This is a genomic window from Deinococcus peraridilitoris DSM 19664 (genome assembly GCF_000317835.1).
Taxonomy (GTDB): domain Bacteria; phylum Deinococcota; class Deinococci; order Deinococcales; family Deinococcaceae; genus Deinococcus_A; species Deinococcus_A peraridilitoris.
In genome coordinates this window covers 760,286-785,635 of record NC_019793.1, presented here as the reverse complement: position 1 = coordinate 785,635, position 25,350 = coordinate 760,286, and the positions used below count along the sequence as shown (strand labels likewise).

General features: G+C 65.3%; 22 protein-coding genes, 1 tRNA gene and 1 pseudogene. 8 read left to right on the top strand and 16 right to left on the bottom strand.

Annotation, left to right across the window (positions count from 1 at the left end; translation table 11 throughout):
• Positions 1-63 precede the first annotated feature (63 nt).
• From DEIPE_RS03800 to DEIPE_RS03780, 6 genes are all read right to left on the bottom strand, one after another.
• Positions 64-1,203, bottom strand: coding sequence for a sialidase family protein (locus DEIPE_RS03800; protein WP_015234661.1), 1,140 nt, complete (start codon positions 1,201-1,203; stop codon positions 64-66).
• An 88-nt stretch (positions 1,204-1,291) separates the two neighbouring features.
• Positions 1,292-2,263, bottom strand: a complete 972-nt coding sequence (locus DEIPE_RS24815) for an alpha-L-arabinofuranosidase C-terminal domain-containing protein (protein ID WP_245557587.1) — start codon at positions 2,261-2,263, stop codon at positions 1,292-1,294.
• Positions 2,188-2,802, bottom strand: coding sequence for a hypothetical protein (locus DEIPE_RS24810; protein WP_245557586.1), 615 nt, complete (start codon positions 2,800-2,802; stop codon positions 2,188-2,190). Before DEIPE_RS24810 ends, DEIPE_RS24815 begins: the two co-directional genes overlap by 76 nt.
• 10 nt (positions 2,803-2,812) lie before the next feature.
• Positions 2,813-3,679, bottom strand: a complete 867-nt coding sequence (locus DEIPE_RS03790; RefSeq protein ID WP_015234660.1) for a carbohydrate ABC transporter permease — start codon at positions 3,677-3,679, stop codon at positions 2,813-2,815.
• On the bottom strand, positions 3,679-4,638 hold the full coding sequence (locus DEIPE_RS03785; RefSeq protein WP_015234659.1) for a carbohydrate ABC transporter permease: 960 nt from the start codon (positions 4,636-4,638) through the stop codon (positions 3,679-3,681). Before DEIPE_RS03785 ends, DEIPE_RS03790 begins: the two co-directional genes overlap by 1 nt.
• Before the next feature lie 120 nt (positions 4,639-4,758).
• Entirely contained in the window at positions 4,759-6,081 is a 1,323-nt protein-coding gene (locus DEIPE_RS03780) for an ABC transporter substrate-binding protein (protein ID WP_015234658.1), read from the bottom strand.
• Between the two features lie 404 nt (positions 6,082-6,485).
• Here DEIPE_RS03780 and DEIPE_RS03775 point away from each other — a divergent pair, with 404 nt between their 5' ends.
• The 4 genes from DEIPE_RS03775 to DEIPE_RS03755 all read left to right on the top strand — a co-directional run bounded on the left by DEIPE_RS03775 (position 6,486) and on the right by DEIPE_RS03755 (position 12,679).
• The gene (locus tag DEIPE_RS03775; protein WP_015234657.1) at positions 6,486-7,436 is read left to right on the top strand and encodes an arabinan endo-1,5-alpha-L-arabinosidase; all 951 of its coding nucleotides are present in this window, start codon (positions 6,486-6,488) and stop codon (positions 7,434-7,436) included.
• A gap of 76 nt (positions 7,437-7,512) precedes the next feature.
• A complete protein-coding gene (locus tag DEIPE_RS03770; protein ID WP_015234656.1) occupies positions 7,513-8,547 on the top strand; it encodes a substrate-binding domain-containing protein in 1,035 nt (344 codons plus the stop codon).
• Between the two features lie 188 nt (positions 8,548-8,735).
• Positions 8,736-10,232 (top strand): alpha-N-arabinofuranosidase, encoded by a 1,497-nt coding sequence (locus DEIPE_RS03765; protein ID WP_015234655.1) that lies wholly within the window; start codon positions 8,736-8,738, stop codon positions 10,230-10,232.
• Between the two features lie 377 nt (positions 10,233-10,609).
• Positions 10,610-12,679 carry a glycoside hydrolase family 127 protein gene (locus DEIPE_RS03755; RefSeq protein WP_015234653.1) on the top strand — a complete coding sequence of 690 codons (2,070 nt, stop codon included), beginning with the start codon at positions 10,610-10,612 and terminating at the stop codon, positions 12,677-12,679.
• 192 nt (positions 12,680-12,871) lie between these two features.
• On the opposite strand, the gene DEIPE_RS03750 is transcribed toward DEIPE_RS03755, so the two are convergent.
• From DEIPE_RS03750 to DEIPE_RS03730, 5 genes are read right to left on the bottom strand one after another with little or no spacing between them, the layout of a single operon-like run.
• On the bottom strand, positions 12,872-13,897 hold the full coding sequence (locus tag DEIPE_RS03750; RefSeq protein ID WP_015234652.1) for a zinc-dependent alcohol dehydrogenase: 1,026 nt from the start codon (positions 13,895-13,897) through the stop codon (positions 12,872-12,874).
• Position 13,898: 1 nt separating this feature from the next.
• Positions 13,899-14,921: an arabinan endo-1,5-alpha-L-arabinosidase gene (locus tag DEIPE_RS03745; RefSeq protein ID WP_015234651.1), complete on the bottom strand. Its 1,023-nt coding sequence runs from the start codon at positions 14,919-14,921 to the stop codon at positions 13,899-13,901.
• 1 nt (position 14,922) lies between these two features.
• Positions 14,923-16,479, bottom strand: a complete 1,557-nt coding sequence (gene araA, locus DEIPE_RS03740) for an L-arabinose isomerase (protein WP_015234650.1) — start codon at positions 16,477-16,479, stop codon at positions 14,923-14,925.
• Positions 16,476-17,189, bottom strand: a complete 714-nt coding sequence (locus tag DEIPE_RS03735; RefSeq protein ID WP_015234649.1) for an L-ribulose-5-phosphate 4-epimerase — start codon at positions 17,187-17,189, stop codon at positions 16,476-16,478. The genes araA and DEIPE_RS03735 overlap by 4 nt, the downstream gene beginning before the upstream one ends.
• Positions 17,186-18,832: a ribulokinase gene (locus DEIPE_RS03730; protein WP_015234648.1), complete on the bottom strand. Its 1,647-nt coding sequence runs from the start codon at positions 18,830-18,832 to the stop codon at positions 17,186-17,188. Before DEIPE_RS03730 ends, DEIPE_RS03735 begins: the two co-directional genes overlap by 4 nt.
• Before the next feature lie 236 nt (positions 18,833-19,068).
• Here DEIPE_RS03730 and DEIPE_RS03725 point away from each other — a divergent pair, with 236 nt between their 5' ends.
• The 4 genes and pseudogenes from DEIPE_RS03725 (at position 19,069) to DEIPE_RS22915 (ending at position 22,017) form a co-directional block, all read left to right on the top strand.
• Positions 19,069-20,619 (top strand): alpha-N-arabinofuranosidase, encoded by a 1,551-nt coding sequence (locus DEIPE_RS03725; protein ID WP_245557585.1) that lies wholly within the window; start codon positions 19,069-19,071, stop codon positions 20,617-20,619.
• Between the two features lie 244 nt (positions 20,620-20,863).
• Positions 20,864-21,013 (top strand): annotated as a pseudogene (locus DEIPE_RS25455) (hypothetical protein); the annotation flags it as partial.
• Between the two features lie 128 nt (positions 21,014-21,141).
• Positions 21,142-21,654, top strand: a complete 513-nt coding sequence (locus tag DEIPE_RS24805) for a site-specific integrase (RefSeq protein ID WP_083865722.1) — start codon at positions 21,142-21,144, stop codon at positions 21,652-21,654.
• Between the two features lie 162 nt (positions 21,655-21,816).
• Complete coding sequence (locus DEIPE_RS22915; protein ID WP_083865720.1) at positions 21,817-22,017, top strand: tyrosine-type recombinase/integrase; 201 nt, start codon at positions 21,817-21,819, stop codon at positions 22,015-22,017.
• Positions 22,018-22,113: 96 nt separating this feature from the next.
• Here the strand turns inward: DEIPE_RS22915 and DEIPE_RS03715 are convergent.
• The 5 genes from DEIPE_RS03715 to DEIPE_RS03695 all read right to left on the bottom strand — a co-directional run bounded on the left by DEIPE_RS03715 (position 22,114) and on the right by DEIPE_RS03695 (position 25,325).
• Positions 22,114-22,190, bottom strand: a tRNA-Trp gene (locus tag DEIPE_RS03715).
• An 86-nt stretch (positions 22,191-22,276) separates the two neighbouring features.
• Entirely contained in the window at positions 22,277-23,083 is an 807-nt protein-coding gene (locus DEIPE_RS03710; RefSeq protein ID WP_015234646.1) for a PSP1 domain-containing protein, read from the bottom strand.
• 139 nt (positions 23,084-23,222) lie between these two features.
• Entirely contained in the window at positions 23,223-23,954 is a 732-nt protein-coding gene (locus tag DEIPE_RS03705) for a YebC/PmpR family DNA-binding transcriptional regulator (RefSeq protein WP_015234645.1), read from the bottom strand.
• A 96-nt stretch (positions 23,955-24,050) separates the two neighbouring features.
• The gene (locus DEIPE_RS03700; RefSeq protein ID WP_015234644.1) at positions 24,051-24,248 is read right to left on the bottom strand and encodes a hypothetical protein; all 198 of its coding nucleotides are present in this window, start codon (positions 24,246-24,248) and stop codon (positions 24,051-24,053) included.
• Positions 24,249-24,260: 12 nt separating this feature from the next.
• Entirely contained in the window at positions 24,261-25,325 is a 1,065-nt protein-coding gene (locus DEIPE_RS03695) for an SGNH/GDSL hydrolase family protein (RefSeq protein WP_015234643.1), read from the bottom strand.
• Between the last annotated feature and the right edge of the window lie 25 nt (positions 25,326-25,350).

The window sequence follows — 25,350 nt, the reverse complement described above, 5'->3', positions numbered from 1 at the left end:
AGCTTGACCTCTTGAAGGTTGTCGTGGAGTTCGGTCACCAGGGCGCTCTGGCCGAGCGCTGCGTTAGAGGACAGCCTGGGCTGGGTCGGGCAAGGGGGCGGTGGCGTACCGGATTTCGTTCACGCCGTTGCCTAAGTCGGATGAGGCGAGGTGCAGCACGTGTCGTCCTTCAGGTGAGGCGAGGACCGCTTGGCTCCAGCCGGCTTGGAGGTGCCCGCCCGGCCGGAACTGCACAGGGGAGGGGAGAGCCTCCCAGGGGCCGCGGCCGTCGTCACGGTTGATCATCAGGACATGCGGTCGTTTCGTTCCAGCGTGATCGTAGGTGTGCATGGCAGTCGCGATGAGCGTGCCGTTCGGGCCGCCGGCGGGGCTCCAGCCGAGGTACGGGGTGGAGTCGAGCCAGAGGCCGTCGGCGGTGTGAACGGGTAGGCCGGGTTCTGCAGGGTCGTCCCAGTTCAGTCCGTCGTTCGAGAACTTCACGCGCATCGGGGCGTAGGTCGAGCCGTCGTCCTGCACGATGAGCGCTTCGTATCCCATCACGTACGTCCCGTCAGGCAATGGGACGACCACGGGCATTCCGGGCCGCTGTGTGAAGGTGGGGTGCGCGATGTCGTACACTTGCGCTTCCCACGTGAGGCCGCCATCGCGGGAGACCTTGTGTCCGATGAGCTGGTTGAAGCCTTCGGCTTTGTGCGTCTCGTCGGCGTAGTACGCGACGAGTTCGCCACCGGGGAGCAGCAGCAGGTTCGGTTCCCACACGGGTGCGTCGGCGGCCGGACCATTCGCGAGGGCGCTCCGGAACGTCCAGCTACGTCCCGCATCGAAGCTGACGTAGAGTTGCAGTTCGAAGGCACTGAGGTCGTCGGGAAAGCTGTTGCCGGCCAGCAAGAGCGTCCCGGCGGGTAGGTCGCCGGCGTCGGCGGGCAGCTCGTACAGGTGAGGCTGGTAGCGCAGCCCCCACTCGGGGCGCTGGGTGTCGCGAACCACAGCGATCGGTTCGGGTGACCAGGTGCGGCCGTCGTCGAGGCTCTCGTAGATGGGCAGGGCGCGTGATGGGAAGTACTCGAAGCTGGCGAGTAGCCGGCCCTGCGCGGGTCCAGGGTGTTGCAGGCGGACGACGCGGGTGTAGGACGTGCCTTTGCTGCCCTCGCCGGAGGGTGGGGTGAACAGTACGTGCTCGGCGACCGTGGGGTGGGTGGTCATCGGGAAGCTCCTGGGAGTGTGGTTGCGCCACAGGCCGCTTCAGAGTGCGCGGCGAGCGGCCCGTGGCGAGGGGGAGAGGTGATGCGGGTCAGCGCCGCGTGGTGAGCACCGTGAACGACAGCGGCGGCAGCGTCAGCTTTACACGCGCACCTTCGACGGGAAGTCCGGGCAGGTGCCGCGGCGCGATCAGGTCGGGTTGCGTGAAGCTGTTGGTGAGTTTGGGGGCGCTGCCGGTAAGCTGGATGACGCTGGTGACCTCGGTCGGCGGAGCGTCCTGCCAGACGACTTCGGTGTCGAGTGGCTCGGTCATGCTGCGGTTGACGAGGAACACGGCGCCGTGGCCCGTGGCAGGGTCGTCGCTGGCGGAGACGTCCAGGAGGGGCATCTCTCCGTACTTCTTCGTGACGTGGGTGGGCGCTTGGACAGCGGGGTCGAGGGCGCGTCCGGTGGCGTAGCGGCTGAAGAGCATCAGAGGGTAGAAGGTGGTCTGGCGCAGCAGTTGCGTTCGAGTGGTGAGGAGGGGGCCGGCGACGTTGAGGAGCATGGAGACGCAAGCGATCTTGAGGACGTCGCAGCGTCGCAGGAAAACGCTTAGCCACTGCGCGACGACCAGGGCGTCCTCGAGGTTGAAGACTTCCTCGACGATCGGGGGCGCGACGCGCCACGCGCCGTCCTCGGGCGGGACCTTGTAGGAGACGTTCCACTCGTCCCAGCACAGGTACACGTCCTTCTTGGAGCGCTGCTTGGCCTTGACGTACCGCACGGTCGCGGCGAGCGTGTCGAGCTGATCCTCGAACTGCGTAGTGAGCGCGAGGTAGCTGTCGGTGTCGTCGTCCTTGTTGTCGGCGTAGTAGTGCAGCGAGAGGTAGTCGACCTCGTCCCAGCAGGTTTCCAGGGCGAGCCGGTCCCACTCGGGGTAAGTGGGCATGACGGGCGTGGAGGAGCCGCACAGGATCAGCTTGAGGTCCGGATCCTGGCGGCGCATCAGGCGGGCGGCGGCCTGCGCCTTGAGGGCGTACTCCAGCGCCCCGAGCGCGCCGAGCTGCCAGGGGCCGTCCATTTCGTTCCCCAAGCACCACCCAAGCACCAGTAGCGCACGTCGTGGGGCTCCGGGTAGCCATGCGAGGCGCGCAGGTCGGCATACAGTGACCCGACGGGAGCGTTGCAGTACTCCACGAGGTTGGCGGCGTCGGCGATACTGCCGGTACCGAGGTTCACGGCGAGCATCGGCTGGGTGGCGATGACGCGGCAGAAGTCGATGAATTCGTTGGTTCCGAGCTGGTTGGTTTCCAGGGAGCGCCAAGCCATCTCGCGCCGCACGGGGCGCTGGTCTCTGGGGCCGACGCCGTCACGCCAGTCGTAGCCGGAGACGAAGTTCCCGCCGGGGTAGCGGATGATGCTGCAGTTCAGTTCGCGCAGGGCGTCCAGGGTGTCGATGCGCAGGCCGTTCTCGTCGGCGGCGGGGGAGCCTGGGTCGTAGATGCCTTCGTAGATGCAGCGGCCCATGTGCTCCGCGAAGCCGCCGAACAGGAGGGGGGAGATGTCACCGATCACGCGGTGTGGGTCGAGCCGAACGGTGGCTGCATTAGGTGCGGTCATCGAGGCTCCTTCAGTCCTTCATGCCGGTAAGGGTGAGGCCCTGAACGATGTAACGCTGCGCGAGCAGGTAGGCGATCAGGACGGGCACGGCAGCGATGGCGGCGCCCGCCATGAGCTTGCCGTACTCGATGCCGTAGCGGGTGTTGAAGTTCCCGATGCCGACGGGAAGGGTCTGCATGTCGCCGTGCGCGACGAACAGCGGCCAGACGTACTGGTTCCAGCAGCCGAGAAACGAGAAGATGCCGAGTGTGACGAGCGCCGGGATGGAGAGGGGCAGGATGACGTGCCGCAGGATCTGCAGGCTGTTGGCGCCGTCGAGGCGGGCGGCCTCCTCGAGCTCGCGGGGGATGCCGCTGAAGAACTGGCGCAGCAGGAATACGCCGAATACGCCGGCGATGCCGGGCCAGATCATGGCGTGGTAGGTGTCGATCCAGTTGAGCTGGATCATCATCACGTAGGTGGGGATCAGCGTGACGATGCCAGGCACCATCAGCGAGGTGAGGATGAACCAGAACCACGCGTCGCGCCCTTTGAATCTCAAGCGGGCGAGGGGGTAGGCGGTGATGGCGCAGAGGATGACGTGGCCGATGGCGAACACGCTCGAGGTGAAGAAGGAGTTCCAGGCCCAACGCAGGATGTTCGCGTCGGGGGCGTTGAGCACCTCGATGTAGTTCTCCAGGGTGGGCTTGAGGGGAATCCACTGGACGGGGGAGGCGATGGTGTCCGGTTCGGACTTCAGGGACGTCGAGATCATCCAATAGAAGGGCGCAAGGAAGATGATCGCCTCGACGCACAGCAGCAGGAAGCGCGGCAGGTCGCGGGGAAGACGGCGGCGTTTGGTCTTGGTGGCCCCTGTGGGAACGGTGGGCGCGGCCATCAGCGATCCTCCCGACTCTGGGTAAGGTCCTTGGCCATCAGCTTGAACTGGAAGGCCGTGAACACCAGCATCAGCAGGCCGAAGGCGAAGGACATGGCGGTGGCTGAGGCGAACTGGTTGTTGGTGAATGCTTCCTCGGTGATGTACTGGATGACGCTCTGGGTGTTGCGGAGGGGGCCGCCGCCGGTGATTAGCAGGGACTGCCCGAACAGCTGGAACGAAGTGAGGACGGTCGTGACTGCCACGAACAACGTGGTGGGCTGCAGCAGCGGCAGGGTGATGAAGCGAAACTTCGCCCAGGGGCCGGCACCGTCGATCTCGGCGGCCTCGTAGTAGCTCTGGGAGATGCCCGAGAGGGCGGCGAGGTACAGGGTCATGTTGAAGCCGACGGTCCACCAGATGGTCGCGATGACGATCGGAATCCAGGCGAGGCCCTCGGTGGTGAGCCAATTGATGGGGTCGAGCCCGAACCCCTCGGCGCGGACGTTGTTCACGAGACCGCCGGTGTTGTTGAACACCCAGCGCCACAGCACGCCGATGACGGGGACAGACAGGATGCCGGGCGCGAAGAACAGTGTGCGGAAGAACGCGCGTCCGAAGATGGGGCGGTGCAGTTGCAGCGCTAGGGCGAGCGACGCGCCGACCAAGGCGGGAACGCTGATCACCACGAACAGGCAGGTGTTGAGCAGCGTCTTCCAGAAGAACTCGTACTGCGGGGAGGCGGGGTCGAAGAGGTTGCGGTAGTACTGCAGGCCGACGAAGGGTTGCGTGGTGTTGAGTGGGTCGTACTGGTGCATGCTGACCCACAGCCCGAATCCGACGGGGTACAGCACGAAGACGAAGAAGAGAATGGCGTGCGGAAAGAGAAACAGGTATGGAATGAGTGGGTTGGATTCGTTGAGGGCCAGCAGGCTGCGTGCGCGACCACGTGGGGTCCGGTGAGGGGCGGCGATACTCATGTCGGCCTTGCCGGTCGGGCGGCGGGCGGCGCTGCTCGATGTGCATCAAGATGTGGATTCATGTGGCTCACTCCCTGAACAGCAATGGCCGGGAGTTAATCCCGGCCATGTGAACTTGGTTTACCTGATGGTCTGACGGGCCTGCTGTACCTGCTTGCGAGCCTCGGTGACTCCGGCGTTGAGGGCGTCCTTGACGTTCTTCTTGCCGAGGAGGATGCTGTCGATGCTCTGGTACCAGGGCGTCATGACCTGTGGGAGCCACGGCACGCCGGTGGGGATGTAGCCGTGCTCGAGTTCAGCCGCGACCCCGGCGAACTGTGACTTCTCGTATTCGGTGCTCTTGGAGACGTCCGCGCGAATCGGCAGCGCACCGGACGTGGCGGTCCAGTACAGGCTCTGCGCTGGCTCGGTCATCCAACGGGCGAACTCAAGGGCGGCGAGACGCTTGTTGTTGTCGTAGTTCGGCTTTTGGCGGGGCAGCATGAGCGACTGGAAGGCCGTCCAGAAGGCGGGGCGTTTGGTGCCGAGCTGCGGCACGGGCGCGACGCCGTACTCGAAGTCCTTGATGCCCTGGTACTGGGTGTTGAGCCACGCGCCCTCGATGTTGAAGCAGGCCTTGCCGGCGCGGAAGTCGGCAATGCCGCTTTCGGCGGTCATGTTCGGCTTGGAGACGTTGTACTTCTGCACCAGGTCGACCATGAACTGCAGAGCTTCTTGCGCTTCGGGCGAGTCAAAGGCCGGGTCTTGACTGGCGTTCACGAGGTCGCCGCCGTTGCCGCGCAGGATGCCGTAGGCCATGAGATTGCCCTGTCCGACGGCAACGTTCACGCCGTAGGTGTTGAGGCTTTTGGCGTTGAAGCCAGCATCGCCGGGGCGTTTGCCGGTCTTGTCGGTGGTGCACTTCTGCGCTGCCTGGATGAACTGCTGGCGGTTGGTGGGGAGGCTCGTGACGCCGGATTTCTTCAGCAGGTCCTTGTTGTAGAACATCACGAAGGAGATCTGGCTGAATGGAACGCCGTACAGCTTGCCTTTGTAGGTGCTGCTGGTCCAGAGGTTCTTGTAAAAGTCGCTGCTTTTGATCTTCGCCTTGCTGAGATCGGAAGGGGTAATTTCGACGAACATGCCGCGGGCCATGAAGTTGCCCATGACGTCCTCGGTGACGGCGACGACGTCGGGGGCGCGGCCAGCCGAAACCAGCGAGGGAAGCTGCTGCCAAGTGGTGGGCCACGGCACGGCCTGGCCTTTCACGACGATGTTCGGGTGGGAGGCGTTGAAGCGTTTGATGAGCTCTTCCTTGATCGTGCGGTCGGAGGCGGTGAAGCCGTGAACGTAGGTCAGCTCGACCTTCGGGCCGGTGTAGGTAGAGGCGGACTGTGCGAGGGCGAGGGGAGCGGTGAGCGCGGCAATGGTGGTGATGGTGAGCGTGAGGCGTGGCTTGTTCATGGGTCCTCCGTGGGTGGTGGGGTGCGGGATGTGGGGTTTGCCGGTGGCATTCTGGCGCGTGAGGCCAAGTGGAGCGCCCAAGTCGGCGCGGCAGTAGGGGAGGTTGCCGTGCGTCGGGCTGGCGTCGGGTGGTGCGCCACGGAGGGGAGCTCCAGCAGCGTCAGGCTGTGGTGTTATCGATCACAACGTTACGCGCTTGGCTCTCCGCCTGTCAAGTACTTTGATTCATAATGCTCCAACTGATCCATACTGCTCCAGCTGCCCTTCTTGACTTCGGCAATTCAGGATCGTTACGCTGTGAACGGTAACAAGATAATGTCACGACCTCTCACAGGTCACTTCCCTCCAGGCACGCCGCCAGTGCCACGACCTCCGTGCCGACCCACCTACCGGAAACAGACCTTATGACCCAACACGCGCCTCCATCCGACCCCACCGCGTCACCCCCCCCGCCCGCCCTGGTCCTCACCGGCGACCTCGGCACCCACGACCCCACGCTGTTCAAGGCCGGCGACACCTACTACGTGTTCTCCACCGGCTGCCTCCAGCACGAGGATGACCCGGGCGGCATCCTCATCCACCGCTCCAAGGGCGGACTCGCTGGCCCCTGGGAAACCGTTGGGGCGATTCCCGTTCCCGGATGGGCTCGCTCGCAGTACCGCCCGCGGCACCTCTGGGCACCCAACGTCGTGCGCGATGGCGACACCTACCACCTGTACTACGCCGTGTCCGAATTCGGACGCAACCACTCTGCGATCGGCCTGGCGACCAGTACCACCCCCGGCGACACGTCGAGCTGGCAGGACCACGGCCCCATCCTCACTTCGACCGACACGCCAGACTTCGATTACAACGCGATCGACCCAATGGTCCTCCAGGATGGCGAGAAGTGGTGGATTACCTGGGGCTCCTTCTGGTCCGGCCTCAAACTCCAGCAACTGCGCGAGCTCCGCTACCCCACGGGACCCGTCGTCTCGCTCGCGTCACGCCCCGGAGTCCCGCACAACCCCGTCGAGGCGCCCGCCATCACCCGACGTGGCCAGTACTACTACCTGTTCATGTCCTGGGACCTGTGCTGCCGCGCAGAGCAGAGCACCTACAAAATCGCCGTCGGCCGCTCGACCCACATCACTGGCCCCTACGTTGACCGTGACGGGACGCGCCTCGACCAGGGCGGCGGCACGGTCCTTCTCACTGGCCGGGGTCACCTGCACGCTGCAGGCGGACAGGACGTCTATCATGAGAACGGCGAGTACTACTTGATTTACCATTCCTACGACGCCCTGCAGAACTTCAAGCCGGTCATGTGCATTGAGCAGCTCACCTGGCGAGACGAGTGGCCCGAACTCACCTGAATCGTCACGGCGGCCCTCAGAGCGTCACCCGCGCCACTCTTCCTTGCCGTCGGCAAGCCCATTCTCGAGGTCAGAGATGTCAGCAACTCGTGCAAAAATCACCGACGTCGCGGCGCGGGCCGGCGTGTCCCACCAGACTGTCTCGCGGGTGATGAACGAACACCCGAATGTCGCGTCCAGCACCCGTGAGAAGGTCCTCCGCGTCATCCGCGAGCTCGACTACCAACCAAACCGCGCGGCTCGCAGCCTCTCGAGCCAACGTTCAGCCACGATTGGCGTCGTCAGCTTCGGCCTGAGCTTCTACGGCCCAGCGCAGATGCTCGCCAACATCGAGCAGGCTGCCCGCGCCCGCGGGTACAGCATTGCGTTCGCCAGTGCGCCAGAACTCAACGAACGCGAAATCGAACGCGCCATCGCGGAACTGCGCAAACATTTCGTCGACGGGATCCTGCTGATCGTGCCCATGCAGGGCCTTGAGATAGGCCGGGTGCGCGAGTTCTGCCGCGGCGTGCCCTTCGCCCTGATCGATACGCCTGCCGTGAGCGCCGCGCCCGGCGCCAGCATCGACCAGCTCGAAGGCGGCCGACTCGGCGCCGAGCACCTCCTGACGCTCGGCCACCAGCGCATCGCGTGGATCAGTGGGCCTCGCCGCTGGCACGATGCGCGCTTGCGCGCCGAAGGCTGGCAGGCCACGTTCGCCGACGCCGGCCTCACCCCCGTCGCCGCGATGGAAGGTGACTGGACGCCCGCCAGCGGTTTCGCCCTCACTCAGGAACTCCTCGCCAGCCGCGTGTCCTTCACCGGGCTGCTCGTCGGCAACGACCAGATGGCGCTCGGCGCCCTGTGGGCCCTGCACGAGCGGGGCGTTTCCGTGCCCGGCCAGGTATCGGTCGTCGGCTTCGACGACATTCCCGAAAGCCGCTTCTTCCACCCGCCCCTCACCACCATCCGCCAAGACTTCGCCGCCCTGGGTGTCGAGAGTCTCACTGCCCTTCTGGAAGTCATCGAGGCGCCCACCGCCGACAGCCGGTCACCTCGCGTGCTCAAACCACAACTGATCGTTCGCGCCAGCACCACCGCACTTTCCGGCACGGACCGCCCCGACCGCTGACTGTGGTCCGCCTGTCCTGACGCCACCCGCGAGCCCGCATCCGGCCGCGCTGCCCACCTCGACCCTATCTCCTGACTACCGCAACGACGACGGCACCTGACGTGCCGTCGCGGCCCCGCCTGTCCCCGCTCGCGCCCCGAATCGCCGCCTGCGCGGAGAGGGCGGACGGCCCGGCCTGGAGGACCAGCATGAATCAGCACGTTATCGTCAACGCCGACATCACCCGCGGAACGATCAACCGCAACATCTACGGGCATTTCGCTGAGCACCTGGGTCGCTGCATCTACGAGGGCCTCTGGGTGGGGGAGGATTCCCCCATTCCCAACACGCAGGGCATCCGCAACGACGTCCTAGAAGCCCTGCGGGAACTGCGTATCCCCGTGCTGCGGTGGCCCGGCGGCTGCTTCGCCGACGAGTACCACTGGAAGGACGGCATCGGCCCGCGCGAGCAGCGCAAACGCATGGTGAACACCCATTGGGGCGGGATCGTCGAGAGCAACCACTTCGGGACACACGAATTCCTGCTGTTGTGCGAACTGCTCGGCTGCGAGCCCTACATCGCCGGTAATGTCGGCAGCGGCACCGTCCAGGAAATGTCGGAGTGGGTGGAGTACCTGACGTTCGAAGGGGAGTCCCCGATGGCGGAACTGCGCCGCCAGAACGGCCGGGACACGCCATGGACGGTCAAGTACTTCGGAATCGGCAATGAGAACTGGGGCTGCGGCGGCCACATGCGCCCTGAATACTACGCCGACCTGTTCCGGCAGTACCGGACGTACGTGCGCAACTATGGCAGCAACCGAATGTACAAGATCGCGTGCGGCCCGAACATCGACGATTACCTCTGGATGGAAACCGTCATGAAGAACGCTCACCGCTTCATGGACGCAATCAGCATCCACTACTACACCATCCCAGGGGACTTCTGGCTCGGCAAGGGCGCCGCGACCGGCTTTCCCGACGAGGAGTGGGGCATCACGATCCGCAAGGCCTGGTTCATGGACGAGCTCATCACCAAGCATGGCGCGATCATGGATCGCTACGACCCCGAGCGGCGCATCGGCATGATCGTCGACGAGTGGGGCACCTGGTTTGACGTGGAGCCCGGCACCAACCCTGGCTTCCTGTATCAGCAGAACACCATTCGTGACGCGCTCGTGGCGGGCATCACCCTCAACATCTTCCACACACACTGCGACCGCGTCGTAATGGCCAACATCGCCCAGCTGGTGAACGTCCTGCAGGCTGTCATCCTCACGGAAGGCGAGAGGATGATCCTCACCCCCACGTACCACGTGTTCAACATGTACAAGGTCCATCAGGACGCCCGACTGGTCGACACGCACACCCTGCCCGAAGGGTCAGACGACGAAACGAAGGAACACCCGACGTTCTCCGTCTCCACCAGCACCAAGGCGCCGGGCCGCCTGAACATCAGCCTGTGCAACGCCGACCCGCAGGCCTCCACGGAAGTCCGCTTGGAGGTGCGTGGCCTCAACGCCAGCGCGCTACGCGTCACGGGAACCGTCCTGAGCGCGGATGTCAAGGACGCACACAACACCTTCGACGCGCCGGACACGGTCGAGCCGCGCGTCTTCGACGACTTCACCATCGAAGGCTCCATGATCCGCGCGACACTGCCGCGGATGTCCGTCACGGTGCTTGAAGTGAGTGCGAACACATGACCTCATCCCCGTCGCGCCATGACTGCCGTGGTTGTTGTGGCGCGCACGCCGTCACCGAGGATCTCGTCACACGACTCCTGTCCGCACCGACCTTGAACGCTCCTGCCGTGGTGGTTCCCGACGCCGTGTACAGCGCGCGGCTCGAGGCGTGCGCCCGTTGTCCGAGCTTGCAGCCCGACCGATTCACCTGCGGAGTGTGCGGCTGCATCGTCCGCGTGATGGCCAAGTACCGCGACCGCGCCTGCCGACGTCCCGGCGACCCCAGGTGGGACAGGTACCCCAGGCCGGCAACCACCTGACATCGCCACGGTCCCGGACTGACCGTGACCAACTCCACCGCGCGACGCGGAACGAACCTTCACTCAGGGAGACCCACCATGACGAAGACGCACGGGCATCAACCGGACCACGGCAACCAGACGCGAGACAGCGCCACGAGCGGGGCGCCGCTCACACCGCCTCACGCGGTCATCGCCGATCCATTCTGGGAGCGGTACACGGAACTCGTACGTACAACCGTCATCCCATACCAGTGGGAGGCGCTCAACGATCGGGTCGAGGGCGCCGAACCCAGTCACGCCGTACGCAACTTCCGGATTGCTGCGGGGCTCGAGGACGGCTCGTTCCACGGGTTCGTGTTTCAGGACAGCGACTTGGCCAAGTGGCTGGAGGCCGTCGGGCACTCGCTCGCGCAGCATCCGGACCCGGAGCTCGAACGAACAGCGGACGCCGCGATCGACCTGATCGCGGCGGCGCAGCACCCCAGCGGCTACCTGAACACGTATTTCACCATCCAGGAGCCAGGCCAGCAGTGGACGAACCTGCTTGACTGCCACGAACTGTACTGCGCGGGGCACCTGATCGAGGCGGCCGTCGCGTACCATCGCGCGACCGGCAAGCGCGTCCTGCTCGACGTCGTGATTCGCCTCGTGGATCACATCGACGAGGTGTTCGGTCCTCGCGAAGGGCAACTGCGCGGCTACGACGGTCACCAGGAAATCGAGCTGGCGCTGGTGAAGCTGTTCGAGGCCACCGGCGAGCGGCGGTACTTGGAGCTAAGCCGGTTCTTCATCGACGAGCGCGGCCGAGCACCGAACTTCCTGCGTGAAGAGTGGGAACGGCGCGGGCGCGTCAGTCACTTCGTCGGAAAGATGGCCGCCCTCGACCTCAGCTACAACCAGGCGCATGTCCCGGTGCGCGAACAGAACGTCGCGGTGGGGCACGCCGTGCGCGCAGTGTACATGTACACTGCCATGGCCGACCTCGCCCGGCTGACAGGAGACGCGTCGTTGCACGACGCGTGCCGCGTGTTGTGGAGCAACATGACTGGCAGGCAGATGTACATCACCGGCGCCATCGGAGCTACGCACCATGGCGAGGCGTTCACCTTCGACTACGACCTGCCGAACGACACGGTGTACGCCGAGACGTGCGCGTCGATCGGGCTGATCTTCTTCGCAAGGCGCATGTTGCAGCTCGAGCCGCGCGGCGAGTACGCCGACGTGATGGAACGCGCCCTGTACAACACCGTACTAGGCAGCATGTCGATGGATGGACGGCACTACTTCTACGTGAATCCGCTTGAGGTGTGGCCCGCAGCAAGCGCGGGCAATCCCGGACGGCGGCACGTGAAGGCCACGCGGCAGCCCTGGTTCGGCTGCTCGTGCTGCCCACCGAACGTCGCGCGTCTGCTGAGCTCGCTTGGCGAGTACCTCTATCAAGTGTCCGACGACGATCGCACCGTGTACGCCCACCTATTCGTCGGCAGTATCGTCACGTTGAGCGTGGCCGGACACGACGTCACGCTGCGCCAAGAGTCGTCGCTCCCCTGGTCGGGCCGGGCCACCTTCACCATCGGGAGCCTCGCGGCGCGCGAGCCGCGAGGCCAGCACGGTCCGGGTGAGGCGGCATTCCAGCTGGCGCTGCGCGTCCCTGCCTGGAGGGCCGGTGAGCCGCAACTGCGGGTCAATGGCGAGGACGCCGCATACAACGTGAACGACGGGTACGCACTCGTGGACCGCGCCTGGCGTGAAGGAGACACAGTGGAGTGGATCCTGCCGATGGCGGCGCAACTGATGACCGCGCACCCGAACGTCCGCGCGAACGCGGGTCGTGTCGCCATTCAGCGCGGTCCGCTCGTCTACTGCCTCGAGGAAATCGACAACGGCGGTCCGCTCGCGTCGCTCGTTCTGCCCGCGGATGCAACGCTCGAGGAGCGCGTCAGCGACATCCTGCTGCCTGGCATGGTGATGCTCGACGGCCGGGCGATGCGAGAGGAGACCTTCGACTCGTTGGGCGAGACGAACAGGGGAGAGGCGGGCACGCTGTACCGGCCGTTCATGCCTGCGTTCACGGAAGTGCCGGTGCGGGCCGTGCCTTACTTCCTGTGGGGCAACCGCGAGCTGGGCGAAATGAATGTGTGGCTCCGGACTCACGCGGGCCTGTAACAACCACGAACGAGGGGGCCGGAGTCATCACCCCGGCCCCCTCGTCTTTTGGCTTCTAAAGCGGTTGTCATAGACATTGATCGGTTTTTGATCAATGTCTATGACCGAGTGGAGCGAGTGGACCCTGTGCTGGAGCGGATGGAAGTGGAATTGATGGAGTGTTGTTCTCCATCAATGGAACGGACAAACGCTCTAGAGCTGCACCATCACCTTGACGACGCCCTCCTCGTACCGGGCGTGACGTTCGAAGGCGCGTTGCACCTGATCAAGGGGGAATACGTCGCTGACCAGCTTGTCGACGTCCACCATGCCGCGCTCAACCAGCGCGATGCACTCAGGGTAGGTGTGCGCCATGCGCCGTGAGAAGATCAGCGACAGGCCCTTGCGGCGGGCGAGGGAGTGCTGCACAGTGCAGCGGTCGTCTCCGGGAATGCCGACCAGAACGACTTTCGCGCCGGGCCGCGCCAGAAGCGCCGAGGTCTGCACGGAGTCGTCCGCCCACCCAGCCTCGAACACCACGTCGTAGCGCGAGTCCTCGGTGGTGTCGAACGCGGCGGCCACCGACGTCGCGCCAGTGGTGGCGGCGAGCTCGCGGCGCCACGCGAGTGGCTCGATGACATGCAGCGCCGTGACCCCGGCGAGCCGAAGCAACTGAACGAGCAGCAGGCCGATCGGTCCGGCGCCGACCACGGCGGCGCGATCCCCGACCGTGACGTGGCCGAGCCGCAAGGCGTGCAGCGCGACCCCGAGCGGTTCGAGCATCGCGCCGCCAATGTCACTGATGCCGTCCGGAAGGACGAAGCAGTTGTGTGCGGGCACAATCAGCTTCTGCTGCAGCGCGCCGTCACGCGGGAACACGCCCATGAAGGTGTGATCCGTACACAGGTTCGGGTGGCCCTCGCGGCACTCGCGGCAGTGACCACACGCGACGTGCGGTTCCACCGCCACGCGGTTCCCGGGTCGCAACGGCTGGCCGTCACCGTCACGCGCCCCGTCGGGAGCGTGCGTGACGACGCCCATGAACTCATGGCCGAGCACCAGCGGCTCGCTGATGCTGATGTTCCCGATGCGGCCGTCGTGGAACATGTGGATGTCCGAGCCGCACACGCCGACAGTGCGGATCTCGATCACGACCTCACCCGTGCTCGGCGTGGATAGGGTGCGCTCGGTCAGGGCGAAGCGTTCCTTGCCGGTCAGGACTGCGGCGGCGTGCGTCACGTCACTCACCTCCGTTGGGGAGTGGGTCCAGGCTGGGCCAGCCGTCGGCGCTCCAGCGGATGGTCGACACCTGGAGTTTGGGGACTCCAGCGTCGTCCCCGTCGTAGTAGTGATAGGCGAGCATGTCACGGTCACCGTCACGGTACACTTCCTGCCCGCCGGGGCCGATGAAGCGGCCCTTCATTGCCTGGAGTTCCGTGCCGCCACCCGCCAGGAGCGGTGTGCCGCGTTTGTCCACATACGGCCCCGTGACGCTCTTGGAACGGCCGACCATGATGCGGTACGTGCTGAACAGGCCGCTGCAGCACTTGTCGAACGACGTGAACAGGTAGTAGTACCCCCCGCGCCGCAGGAGCGACGGTGCCTCGATCGGGCCCCCGCCGCGTGAGGCAAGGGAGTACAGCGTCGGGTTGCTGCTCTTGAGCTTTCCGCTCACTGGGTCGAGCTCGCGCATCTTGATGCCATCCCAGAAGGAGCCGAACGCCAGCCACGCGCGACCGTCCGGCGTGTCGAGGCGTGCCGCGTCGATGGCGTTGAAGTTATCCCCCTCGCGGCTGGCGACGACCAAGCCCTTGTCTTCCCAGTTCGCGCCCGGATTGCGCGGATCAAAGTGGCGGTTGACGGCCAAGCCGATGGCGCTGGTGTTCTTCCCGAACAGCGACGCGGAGTAGTAGAGGTAGTAGGTGCCTTGACGCTCGAAGACGTGCGGGGCCCATAAGTTGGGCGGGTAGGTGTCCAAGTGCTGCGCGATCCAGCGCGGACGGTCACCCTGGAGGGTGCCGGCGTCGGTCCAGGTACGGCCGTCGCGTGACGTCTTGATTCTCGGGGCGCCGTCGCCAACGTGCTCGTCCCCCGTCCAGAACGCCACGTAGTGCTGCCCGACACGCGCGACGCTTGGGTCGTGAATCACGAGGTGACCGCGCAGGATGGACTGGGAGGGGCGATCGCCACCGCCAAGCGCGAGAGAGCCCAGGGTGAACAGTCCCATAGCGAGCCGGGAAGCGGGACGCACGAGGAGCGCCACGTCAGGCCCTCAGTCCTTGCGCGAGCACGTAGTACAGGTCGCTCAGGCGAAGATTCTGCCGGAAGTCGCGCAAGATGGTGCCCGAGTCGATCACGGCAAGTTCCACCCCTGCAATCACGGCGAAATCCTCGAGGTGTTCGGTGGTGAGGGCAGAGCTGTACCCAGTGTGGTGCGCGCCACCCGCGTGAATCCACGCGGCGCTGGCCGTCTTGAAGTCTGGTTTTGTTTCCCACACGGCGCGCGCGACGGGCAGCTTGGGTAGGTCCGGGTGCGGCATGGCAGTCACTTCGTTCACGATCAGCCGGAAGCGGTTGCCGAGATCCACCAGCGACGCGTTGACGGCGGGTCCGTGTTGCGCGTCAAAGACCAGCCGCACCGGGTCTTCCTTGCCGCCGATACCCAGCGGATGCACCTCGACACGAGGAGTGCCTGCAGCGATGGTCGGGCAGACTTCGAGCATGTGCGCGCCGAGCACCTGATGATTGCCGGGCTCGAGGTGGTAGGTGTAGTCCTCCATGAAGGACGTGCCGCCCGGCAGGCCGTACGCCATGACCTTCATCGCGCGGACGAGCGCCGCAGTCTTCCAGTCGCCCTCGCCGCCGAAGCCGTATCCCTCGGCCATCAGGCGCTGCGTGGCGATGCCGGGCAGTTGCTTGAGGCCGTGCAGATCCTGGAAGTTGTCGGTGAAGCCCTTGAACCCGCCATCCTCCAGAAAGCCGCGCAGGCCCGCCTCGATGCGCGCTGCATCTCGCAGTGAGGCGTGCTGCGCTCCGTCCGGCTGCAGTTCGGGCGTGACGGCGTACTCGCGGAGGTACGTATCGATGAGCGCGTCGATCTGCGCCTCGGTCACGGCGTTCACCCGCGCGGCGAGATCCCCGACTGGGAAGGCATTCACGGCGAAGCCGAAGCGCATCTCCGCGGAGACCTTGTCACCCTCGGTGACGGCGACGTCACGCATGTTGTCACCGAACCGGGCGAAGTTGGCGCCCTGAAGGTCATGCCAGGCCCACGCAGCGCGCGCCCAGGTGCCGAGTCGCGCCTGGACCTCCGGGTCCGACCAGTGCCCGACGACCACCTTGCGTTCGAGGCGTAGCCTCGTGTGCAGGAAGCCGGCTTCGCGGTCGCCGTGCGCGGACTGGTTGAGGTTCATGTAGTCCATGTCGAGCGTCGCCCACGGCAGTTCGCGGTCGAACTGGGTGTGCAGGTGCGCGAAGGGCTTCTTGAGGGTGCTGAGCCCGCCGATCCACATCTTCGATGGGGAGAAGGTGTGCATCCAGAGGATCAGGCCGGCGCAGCGTGGGTCGCTGTCCGCCTCACGGCACAAGCGGCGGATGTCCTCGGGGGTGGTGAGCACGCCCTTGGTCACGATGTCAAGCGGGATGAGTGGGCTGTCTCTGAGGGCCTGCCCGATGACGCGGGCATGCTCGGCGACCTGCTCGAGCGCTTCAGGGCCGTAGAGGTGCTGTGAGCCGCACACGAACCACACCTCGGCAGGAGCGAGGTTCGCGGGGCGCGCAGTCTGAGGGGCGGGCTCGGTTTGGGGGATGAGGGTGGTCATGCTGTTCCTTTCCCGTCCGTGGCAGTGTCGGACCGCTGCCCGTAGACACCTTGGTACCGGTCGTAGAGCTTGTCGATGTGTTCCTGCGCGAGGCTCTGGACGTTGCCGAGCTGGTAGGCCAGGAACACGGTGCGCGCGACGTCCTCACACATCACGGCGGCCTTGAGAGCGGCGCGTGGCGTGGAGCCGATGGTGAACACCCCGTGGTTCTGGAGGATGATGGCGGGCGAGCGGTGGCCATGCAGGACACGCACGACTTCCGCGCCGATCTCCTCACCGCCGATCAGTGCGAAGTCACCGCAGGGAATCGGGCCGCCGAACTCGTCCGCCATGGCGGTCAGGACACAGGGAATGTCGCGGGCGTTCGCGGCCCAGGCGGTGGCGTAAGGGCTGTGGGTGTGAACGATGCCGCCCACGTGGGGCAGGTGACGGTAGATGTACGCGTGCGTCGCGGTGTCCGACGAGGGACTGTAGCGGCCCTCAATGACGCGCGCGTCGAGGTCGGTGACGACCATGCTTTCGGGTGTGAGGTCCTCGAAGGTCACGCCGCTGGGTTTGATGATCATGTGCTCACCGCAGCGCGCACTGATGTTGCCGCTGGTCCACGTGACCAGGCCGTTGCGTGGAAGTTCCGCGTGCAGGTACGTGAGGTCCTCACGGACGCCTTGATACAGCAGTGAACGGTGATCTCCGGTGGCTGGCGTGCTCATTCAGGTCTCCTCAGCGCCTTGAGGCGGTGCATCACGTCGTTGGCGCCGCGCCCGAAGTAGTCGTGCAGCGTGCGGTACTCGGCGTACAGCTTGTCGTACGTCGCTCGCGCGGCGGGATCGGGACGGTAGGCGTCGCGCCGCACCTGCCCCATACGCTCGGCCGCAGCGAAGATGTCCGGGTAGGCGCCCGCGGCGACCGCGGCGTGCATGGCACTCCCCAACGCGGGGCCCTGCTCGACGTCGAGGATGCTGAGGGAACGGCCGGTGACGTCGGCGTAGACCTGCATCAACAGGCGGTTCTTCTTCAGGCCGCCGGCAATGACGACTTCATTGACGGGCACGCCGCTCGCTTCGAACGTCTCGATGATCAGGCGCGTGCCATAAGCGGTAGCCTCGATCAGCGCGCGGTAGATGTCGGGGGCGCGAGTCCCGATGGAGAGGCCCAAGATCACGCCGCTGAGGTTCGCATCGACCAGCACGCTGCGGTTGCCGTTCAGCCAGTCGAGGGCGACAAGGCCGTGCTCACCTGGGGCCTGCAGTGCCGCTTCGCGTTCAAGGACGTCGTGGACGCTGACGCCTTCCCGTTCGGCTTGACGGTGGTACTCCGGGGGCACGCCGTGCTTCACGAACCACGCGAAGATGTCTCCCACGCCGCTCTGTCCGGCTTCGTAACCGTACAGGCCGGGAACGACACCGTCGGGCACGACGCCGCACATGCCGGGCACTTCTCGTAGCTCGTCGCCGAGCAGCACGTGGCAGGTGGAGGTGCCCATGATGGCGACCAGACGGCCGGGCTGCGTGACGCCAGCAGCGGGCAGGGTGACGTGCGCGTCGACGTTTGCAACTGCGACGGCCGTGCCGGGATTGAGCCCCGTCCAGGCGGCCGCCTGCTCCGACAGTTCGCCGGCTTTGCCGCCGAGCGGCGCGAGGTCGGTCTTCATGCGGGTCTGCACGACATCCGCGAAGTCCGGATGGAGCGCCGCGAAGAAGCTGGCGTCCGGGAAACGGCCGTCCTGGTGGATGGCTTTGTAGCCGGCGGTGCACGCGCTGCGGGTCTCGACGCCGGTGAGTTGCCACACGACCCAGTCGGCGGCTTCGATGAAGCGTTCGGTGGCGGCGTAAAGTTTCGGGTCCTCCTCGAGGATCTGCAGGGCCTTGGCGAAGAACCACTCGCTGGACTGCTTGCCGCCGTAGCGCGCGAGCCAGGGCTCGCCGCGAGCCAGGGCGACAGCGTTGATGCGGTCGGCCTGGGGTTGTGCAGCGTGGTGTTTCCAGAGCTTGATCCAGGCGTGAGGGTTGGAAGCGTGTTCGGACAGCAGGCACAGTGGGGTGCCGTCAGCGAGGGTGGGCATCGGTGTGCACGCAGTGAAGTCGATGCCGATGCCGATCACGTCGTCAGAATGGACGCCAGACGAGGCGAGGGCGGCAGGTACGGCCTGCTGGAACACGTCAAGGTAGTCCTGCGGGTGCTGCAGCGCCCATTCCTTGCCAAGGGGTGTGCCGCAGGGAAGGGCGCGGTCCATGACGGCGTGGACGTAGGGAGTGACGGCCTCGCCGAGGGCGGCGCCGTCCGAAAGGCGGACGACGACAGCCCGACCGGATTCGCTGCCGAAGTCCACGCCGACGGCGTACTGCTCAGCCATGGCAGACCTCGCGCGAGTGTGGATGTGACGTGCAGGGGTTGGGCATTGGCGGCTCCTGGGCAGTTCACTGTTCGCTAGTGTGAACGCCATGACTGAGAAGGGGTTTTTGCTCGTGGTACTTGACTGTGATCGTTAACATCGTATGCTGGGGAGATCAAGCTGTCAACGCTCGCCACGGTGACCCCCGCGCTCACCCGCCTGGCCAGCAAAATCACATCAGTTTGACGAGGACATCCGTGGACAAGCCCACCATGAATCCCCAACGCGCGACGGTTTCCCTCAACACCCACCGCACCATCAGCGAAATCTCCCCCCTGATCTTCGGCGGCTTCGCGGAGCACATGGGCCGCTGCATCTACGAAGGCATCTACGACCCGGGCTCCCCCCTCGCCGACGAGAACGGCATTCGCCAGGACGTCGTCGCTGCCCTGAAAGAAACCAACTACCGCATCATGCGCTACCCCGGAGGGAACTTCGTCTCCGGTTACCGCTGGACCGACGGCATCGGCCCCAGAGACCAGCGCCCCCGCCGCCGCGCCCTCGCCTGGCGCTCCATTGAGACCAATCAGTTCGGCCCCCACGAATTCATGGACTTTGCCCGCCAGATCGGGACCGAGCCGATGTGGGCCGTGAACCTCGGCACCGGCAGCATCCAGGATGCCGCCGACCTCGTCGAGTACATGAACCTCCCCACTGGCACGGTGTACAGCGACATGCGCGCGAAAAACGGTCACGCCGAGCCCTTCGGTGTGAAGTACTGGTGCTTGGGCAACGAAATGGACGGCCCCTGGCAAATCGGCCAGATGGACGCCGTGAGCTACGCCGACAAGGCCGTGCAGGCCGCCAAGCTCATGCGCTGGACCGACCCCACCATCAAAACCATCGCCTGCGGCTCCTCCGCCACCGCGATGGCGTCCTACCCCGAGTGGGACATGACCGTCCTCGACCGCACCTACGGCCACATCGACTACTTTTCAATGCACCACTACGCCGCCAACCCCTACCCGACCATTTCCAACAACGAGGGACTGCCGCTCGACACCGACTCCTACCTGGCCAGCAGTCTGCACTTCGTGGAGCACGCCGACACCCTCGCCGCCGCCATCCGCCTCGCCAAAGCCAAGAACCGGTCCAAACGCGACGTCTACCTGTGCTGGGACGAATGGAACGTCTGGTACCGCGCCAAGGGTGGCGACGGCGAGTGGTCCGAGGCGCCGCACATCCTCGAGGAGGAGTACAACCTCGAGGACGCCTTGGTAGTCGCCACGTGGCTCAACACCTTTCTGAACAAGTCCGACGTCGTCAAGATCGCCTGCATCGCGCAGATCGTCAACGTCATCGCGCCGATCATGACTCGGAAAGACGCGATGTTCAAACAGACCATCTTCTACCCACTCACCATCTTCAGCAACACCGCCAGCGGCTACGCCCTCGACCCGCTCGTTCGCTCCCCACTTCGCGACACCAAACGCTATGGTGCCGTGCCGCAGCTCGACGTGTCCGCCAGCTTCGATCCTCAGAACGGGCAGGGCGCGGTCTTCCTGGTCAACCGCTCACAAACTGAACCGCTGACCGTGCAGGTGTGCTGGGAGGACGAGGGACCCCAGAGCCTCACGCGAGGCTGGCAGATGAGCGGGAACGACCCGTTCGCCAGCAACTCCTTCGAAAAGCCTGACAATGTCATCGCCCACGAGATCACCCTGCCGCAGTTGGAAGGGCGGGCACTGACCGTGCAACTCCCACCCCTCTCATTCACCGCATTCACCACCCAGCACGCCCAACCTTGACCGGCTCAGCGTACATCGAGCTCTGGCAGAGAACCTTACCCTTGTGCAACGCGTGTGCAAAGGCGAAGGGTGGGGCTGAGAAGCCGGGGCGCAAGTCCCCAAGGAGCGCGGCAACAGCCAGGGGACCGTATGGGAGGTTCGTAAGGGCGTCTGGCGCTGGCAGGTGACGCTCGGGTATCGCGCGGATGGCAGCCGCATCACCCGTTCAGGCACCTCGTCGGGCCAGACGGCAGCCCATGACGCCATGACCAAGGTGCTGGCGGACCATTCCCGCAAGCTGATCGGCGCCCCTGACAAAGTTACGGTGGCCGAGTACGCTGAACGCTGGCTCAGGCGGCAGGTCGAGGTGCGTCCCCGGACGGCCAAGCGGTACGGGGAAGAGCTGGCCTATGCCCTGGAGCACATCGGGAAGATGCGGCTTCAGGACGTGCGCCCGAAACACCTCAAGGATTTGATGGTGACGCTTTCGCGGCGCACCATGCGGCGCGGTGGCCCGATGTCCGCGCGGACCCCCAGCCCCACGTGCTCACGCGGCTCCGCTCGCTGTTCCGTGAAGCGGTCAGTGACCGGATCATCTATGCCAACCATATGGAAGGGGTCAGGCGGGTGCGGGCGCCCCGTTCGGAATCAGCCGGGACTGCGCTGGACTTCGAACAGGCCGCCCGTCTGCACGCCGTCGGTTGGGCACTTCATTCGGCGGGGTTGTGCCGCTTGTGGCCCGCCCTGTTCACAGCAATGAGCATCGGCCTGAGGCGCGGCGAGGTCATGGGCCTGACCTGGGCTGATCTCGACCTCGACGGTGGAGTGCTCAAGGTCCGGCAGGCCCGCGTGATGGGCGTTGAAGGCTTTGAGACGAATGATCCCAAGACGGCGAACTCACGGCGGGATATTCACCTGCCCACCAGCCTGGTGGCCGTGCTGCGGGCTCACCGTGGGTGCAAGAGGCTGAGCGTCTCCTGGTGGGCAAGGAATGGGAGAATACCGGCGCGGTCTTCGCGACCGCCCTGGGCGACCAGACACACCCGGACAACCTGAAGCGTGCGCTTTCGAGCCTGCTGGAATGGTCCGACCCCGCGCGATTCAAGAAGCGGGCGGGTGGCGTGACGAAGATGGCTACCCGTGAGGCGCTCGCCCAGCTGGAGAGCGTCGTGATGGCCGGGGAGAGTCTGCCGGGTATCTCGCCCCTCGCCCCACGATTTGCGTCATACCTACGCCACGTTGGCCCTGCGGCGCGGAATGCCGGTTGAAGTGGTGTCGAAGGTGCTGGGGCACGCACGGGTCAGTATCACCCTCGATGTTTATCGGCAGGTGCTGGACAACGAACGGCGCGCGGCGGTGGTGGACCTCTTCGAGCAAGCCCCGGTCGTTCCACCCGCCCCGGCGGTGTCCCTCAATTGAGGCTATTACACCGCTACTACACGCGGTTGCCAAAAAAGGCAGAATCGCGCCTCGCTGTAAAAGGAAGAAACCCCGTTCTGGAACGGGGTTTCTACGTGGCGGGCCCTGAAGGATTCGAACCTACGACCTGCGGTTTTGGAGACCGACGCTCTACCAGGCTGAGCTAAGGACCCACGCTGCGCACGAAGGGTACACTTCGATTGCCCGCGAATTCTAGCAAAGGCTCCAGCAAGATGCAACGTCTGGCGTCGACTGGCCCTTACCCCTGACGGTCTCCCTTGAGCGGGGTGATTTCATCCGGGCGAATGCCGGCCATCAGGCCTGCGTCGGTGTAGAGGTCCACGGTGCCCTGCAGGGGATTGAGCTTCACGACCTTGCCGCAGGCACCGCTTTCGGTGTGACACACTTTGGCGTTCTTGCGTGGCAGCCCCTTGAGGAGTTCCTGGTACATGCTGTGCTCGTATTGCAGGCAGCACAGCAGCCGCCCACAAGGTCCGGACAGCTTTTCGGGGTTGAGCGGAAGTTGCTGGTCGCGCGCCATGCGGATCGAGACGGGGGCAAAGTCCTGCAAATGCGTGCTGGAGCAGTTTTCGCGTCCACAACTGCCCAGCGCGCCGAGGGTCATGGCCTGCTCGCGGGGTCCGACTGCCGTGAAGTTGATTTTGGCTTTGGTGGATCCCCTCAGATCCTGCACGAGGCTGCCAAGCTCGATGCGCTCGTCGGCACTGTAGCTGACGCTGAGCAGCGCGCCGTCCAGCGTGAACTCGCAAAGGACAATCTTTACGTGCAGGCCACGCGAACGGGCACGGGCGCGCAGCATCCATTTGAGGTCCTCGGCTTCGCGGCCGAGTTCCTCCCAGCGCTCCAGATCTTCAGAGGTGGCCTGACGCACGATGGTGCCCACCTGCTGCGCACCCGGAGAAAGTTCGGCTTCGGTACGGACCCGGGCAATCTCCGGACCGCGGCGGCTGTGCACCACGACGCGCGTATCCACGCAAAACGGGGTGTCCGTTCGCATGGAATGCAGCTTCGGGGAATGATCAAAACGAACAGACTGAAGGTACATGAATAGCTCAGGATGCCACGTGGCGCAGGGCGGTGGGGGAAGTTAAGTCACAAGCGCCCGACTGCCGCGTTCAGCGAAAGCAACAGAAAACCGCGCCCGAGAAGAGCGCGGTGAGGCTGGCTCGCCCTTGGGCAGGCGTTCAGGCTTCGACAGCGCTCAGGTCGGCGTTCGAGTACACGTTCTGCACGTCGTCGAGGTCCTCGAGTGCTTCGAGCAGCGTCATCACCTTGTCAGCGTCCGCCCCCGACACTTCGACGGTGTTGCTGGGCAACATGGCCAGCTGCGCCGAGACCACCGTGAAACCGCGCTCGACCAGCCCTTCAGAAACGGCGTACAGGTCACTGCTGGCCGTGCTGATCTCGAGGCCGTCCTCGCCTTCCTGAAGGTCCTCGGCGCCCAGTTCGATGGCCGCCTCCTGGGCCGCCTCGTCGACTTCCTGCAGCACGATCACGCCCTTGCTCTCGAACTGCCAGGCGACCGAGCCGCTGTTGCCCATGCTGCCACCGCGTTTGTTGAACACCGAGCGGATCTCGCCTACGGTACGGTTGACATTGTCGGTCAGCGCCTCGATCAGGATGGCCGTACCGCCGGGACCGTAGCCTTCATAGGTAGCTTCCTTGTAGACCGCCGTGCCTTCGCCTTCACCAAGCGCACGTTTGATGGCGTTCTCGATGTTGTCAGCAGGCACCGTGTCGGTCTTGGCGGCGGCAATCGCGTTCTTGAGGGACAGGTTTCCGGCCGGATCGCCGCTTCCTCCGCTGCGCACTGCGGCCATGATGGCGCGAATGTGCTTGCTGATGGTGGCGGAGCGCTTGCGGTCGTTGGCGCCCTTCTTGCGTTTGATTTGAGACCATTTGCTGTGACCTGCCATGAAAACCTCGCTGCACTGAAATGACTGCTGCCCGCTGAGCACGCCGAACGAATCATGATAAAGGCCCCGCTATTTCCGCCCTGCTTTGACGGAGCGCTAATTGCCCGTTTCGCGGGCAGAGGCAAAGCATCCGGGCTCGGCGTGTTCCTCCAGCAGCCCGCGGGCGCCCAGTTCACGCAGCACCACGTTGCAAAAGTCCCGGAGGGTGTCTGCGTCCGACTCGTTCACCGTGTCCGCTGAAAGGCCAAGCGCGCGGGCCTGACGCGCCAGAAACCGGTCGAGCGGGTCGGGCATACGGGAAGAATATCAAGGTTGTGTGCCCGCTGCACTTCGCAGGTCGCTGCCGAAGCGCGATCGCACGAACGCCGCGAGTGCCCGCGCCAGGCGTTCATGGGCGGCGCTCGACGGGTGAATGCCGTCCAGCGAATAATCCGGGCCGAAGGGCGCGCCGCTGCCCGGATCGTAGGTGGCATCTTGAGCCAGCTGCACCGTGCTGACCTCGAAGACTTCAGCGCCCTCGCGTGCAGCCAGGCGGCGGATACTGTCGTTGTAGGCAGCGATGGTGCCTTGCAAGCTACGCGTTTCGGAGGCTGTGAGGGCCTCCGGGGTGGTGCAGGAGAGTGGCAGGCTTCCCGTGAACAGACGCGTGATGGAGATGCGGCTGGTGCTGCCCCGGCAACTTGCGTCACCCAGCCCGAAGGCGGCCAGCTGCGTGCCCGGCACCAAGGCTGGAACGGCCGTCACGTCGGGCACGGTCAGCAGCACCAGTTTGGCACCCGAGGGCCGCAGGGCGCTGAGCAGCGACCCGTACGCCTGCTCAAACGCCTGAGGCGTGGTGGCCGCGCCGGGATTGCCGTTCAGCGCCGCACCCAGTACGTTGTTGGCCCCGACCCATAAGGTGACCAGCTGAGGGCGCGCTTTCAGTGCGGCGCTCACCTGGGTATCTTCCTCGCCCACAATCAATTGGTACAGCGCGCGGGCGTTGGACGGAACGGTGCGGGCACTCGCCCGCGCGAGGTCTTCGACCCGGGCCTCCGGTACCGCGAAATTCGTTACGCTTGCCCCGGGGTTTTGGCGCTGGCATGACGTCGCGCTGACTCGGGCACCCAGCGGAGGTGGGCAACCAGGGTCCTGGCCAAGAGGGGGCGAAAACGAAAGGCCCAACGACTGGGCCAGTACGACCGGGTAGGCGCGGCGCTGCCCGTCAGCCCGCAGCCCTGCCGACTGGTAGCCCGCCGTAAGCGAGTCGCCCAGCGATACGTAGCGTGCCGGTTCCGCTGCGGGAGGTGCCCCGGCAGGCTGATTCTGAGCGACAGGGGCGGCCCCGCCCGTCACCAGACAGGTCAGGGAAAACAGGGCGAGGCGTTTCATGCCCTGCAGGCTAGCGGGTCTCCTT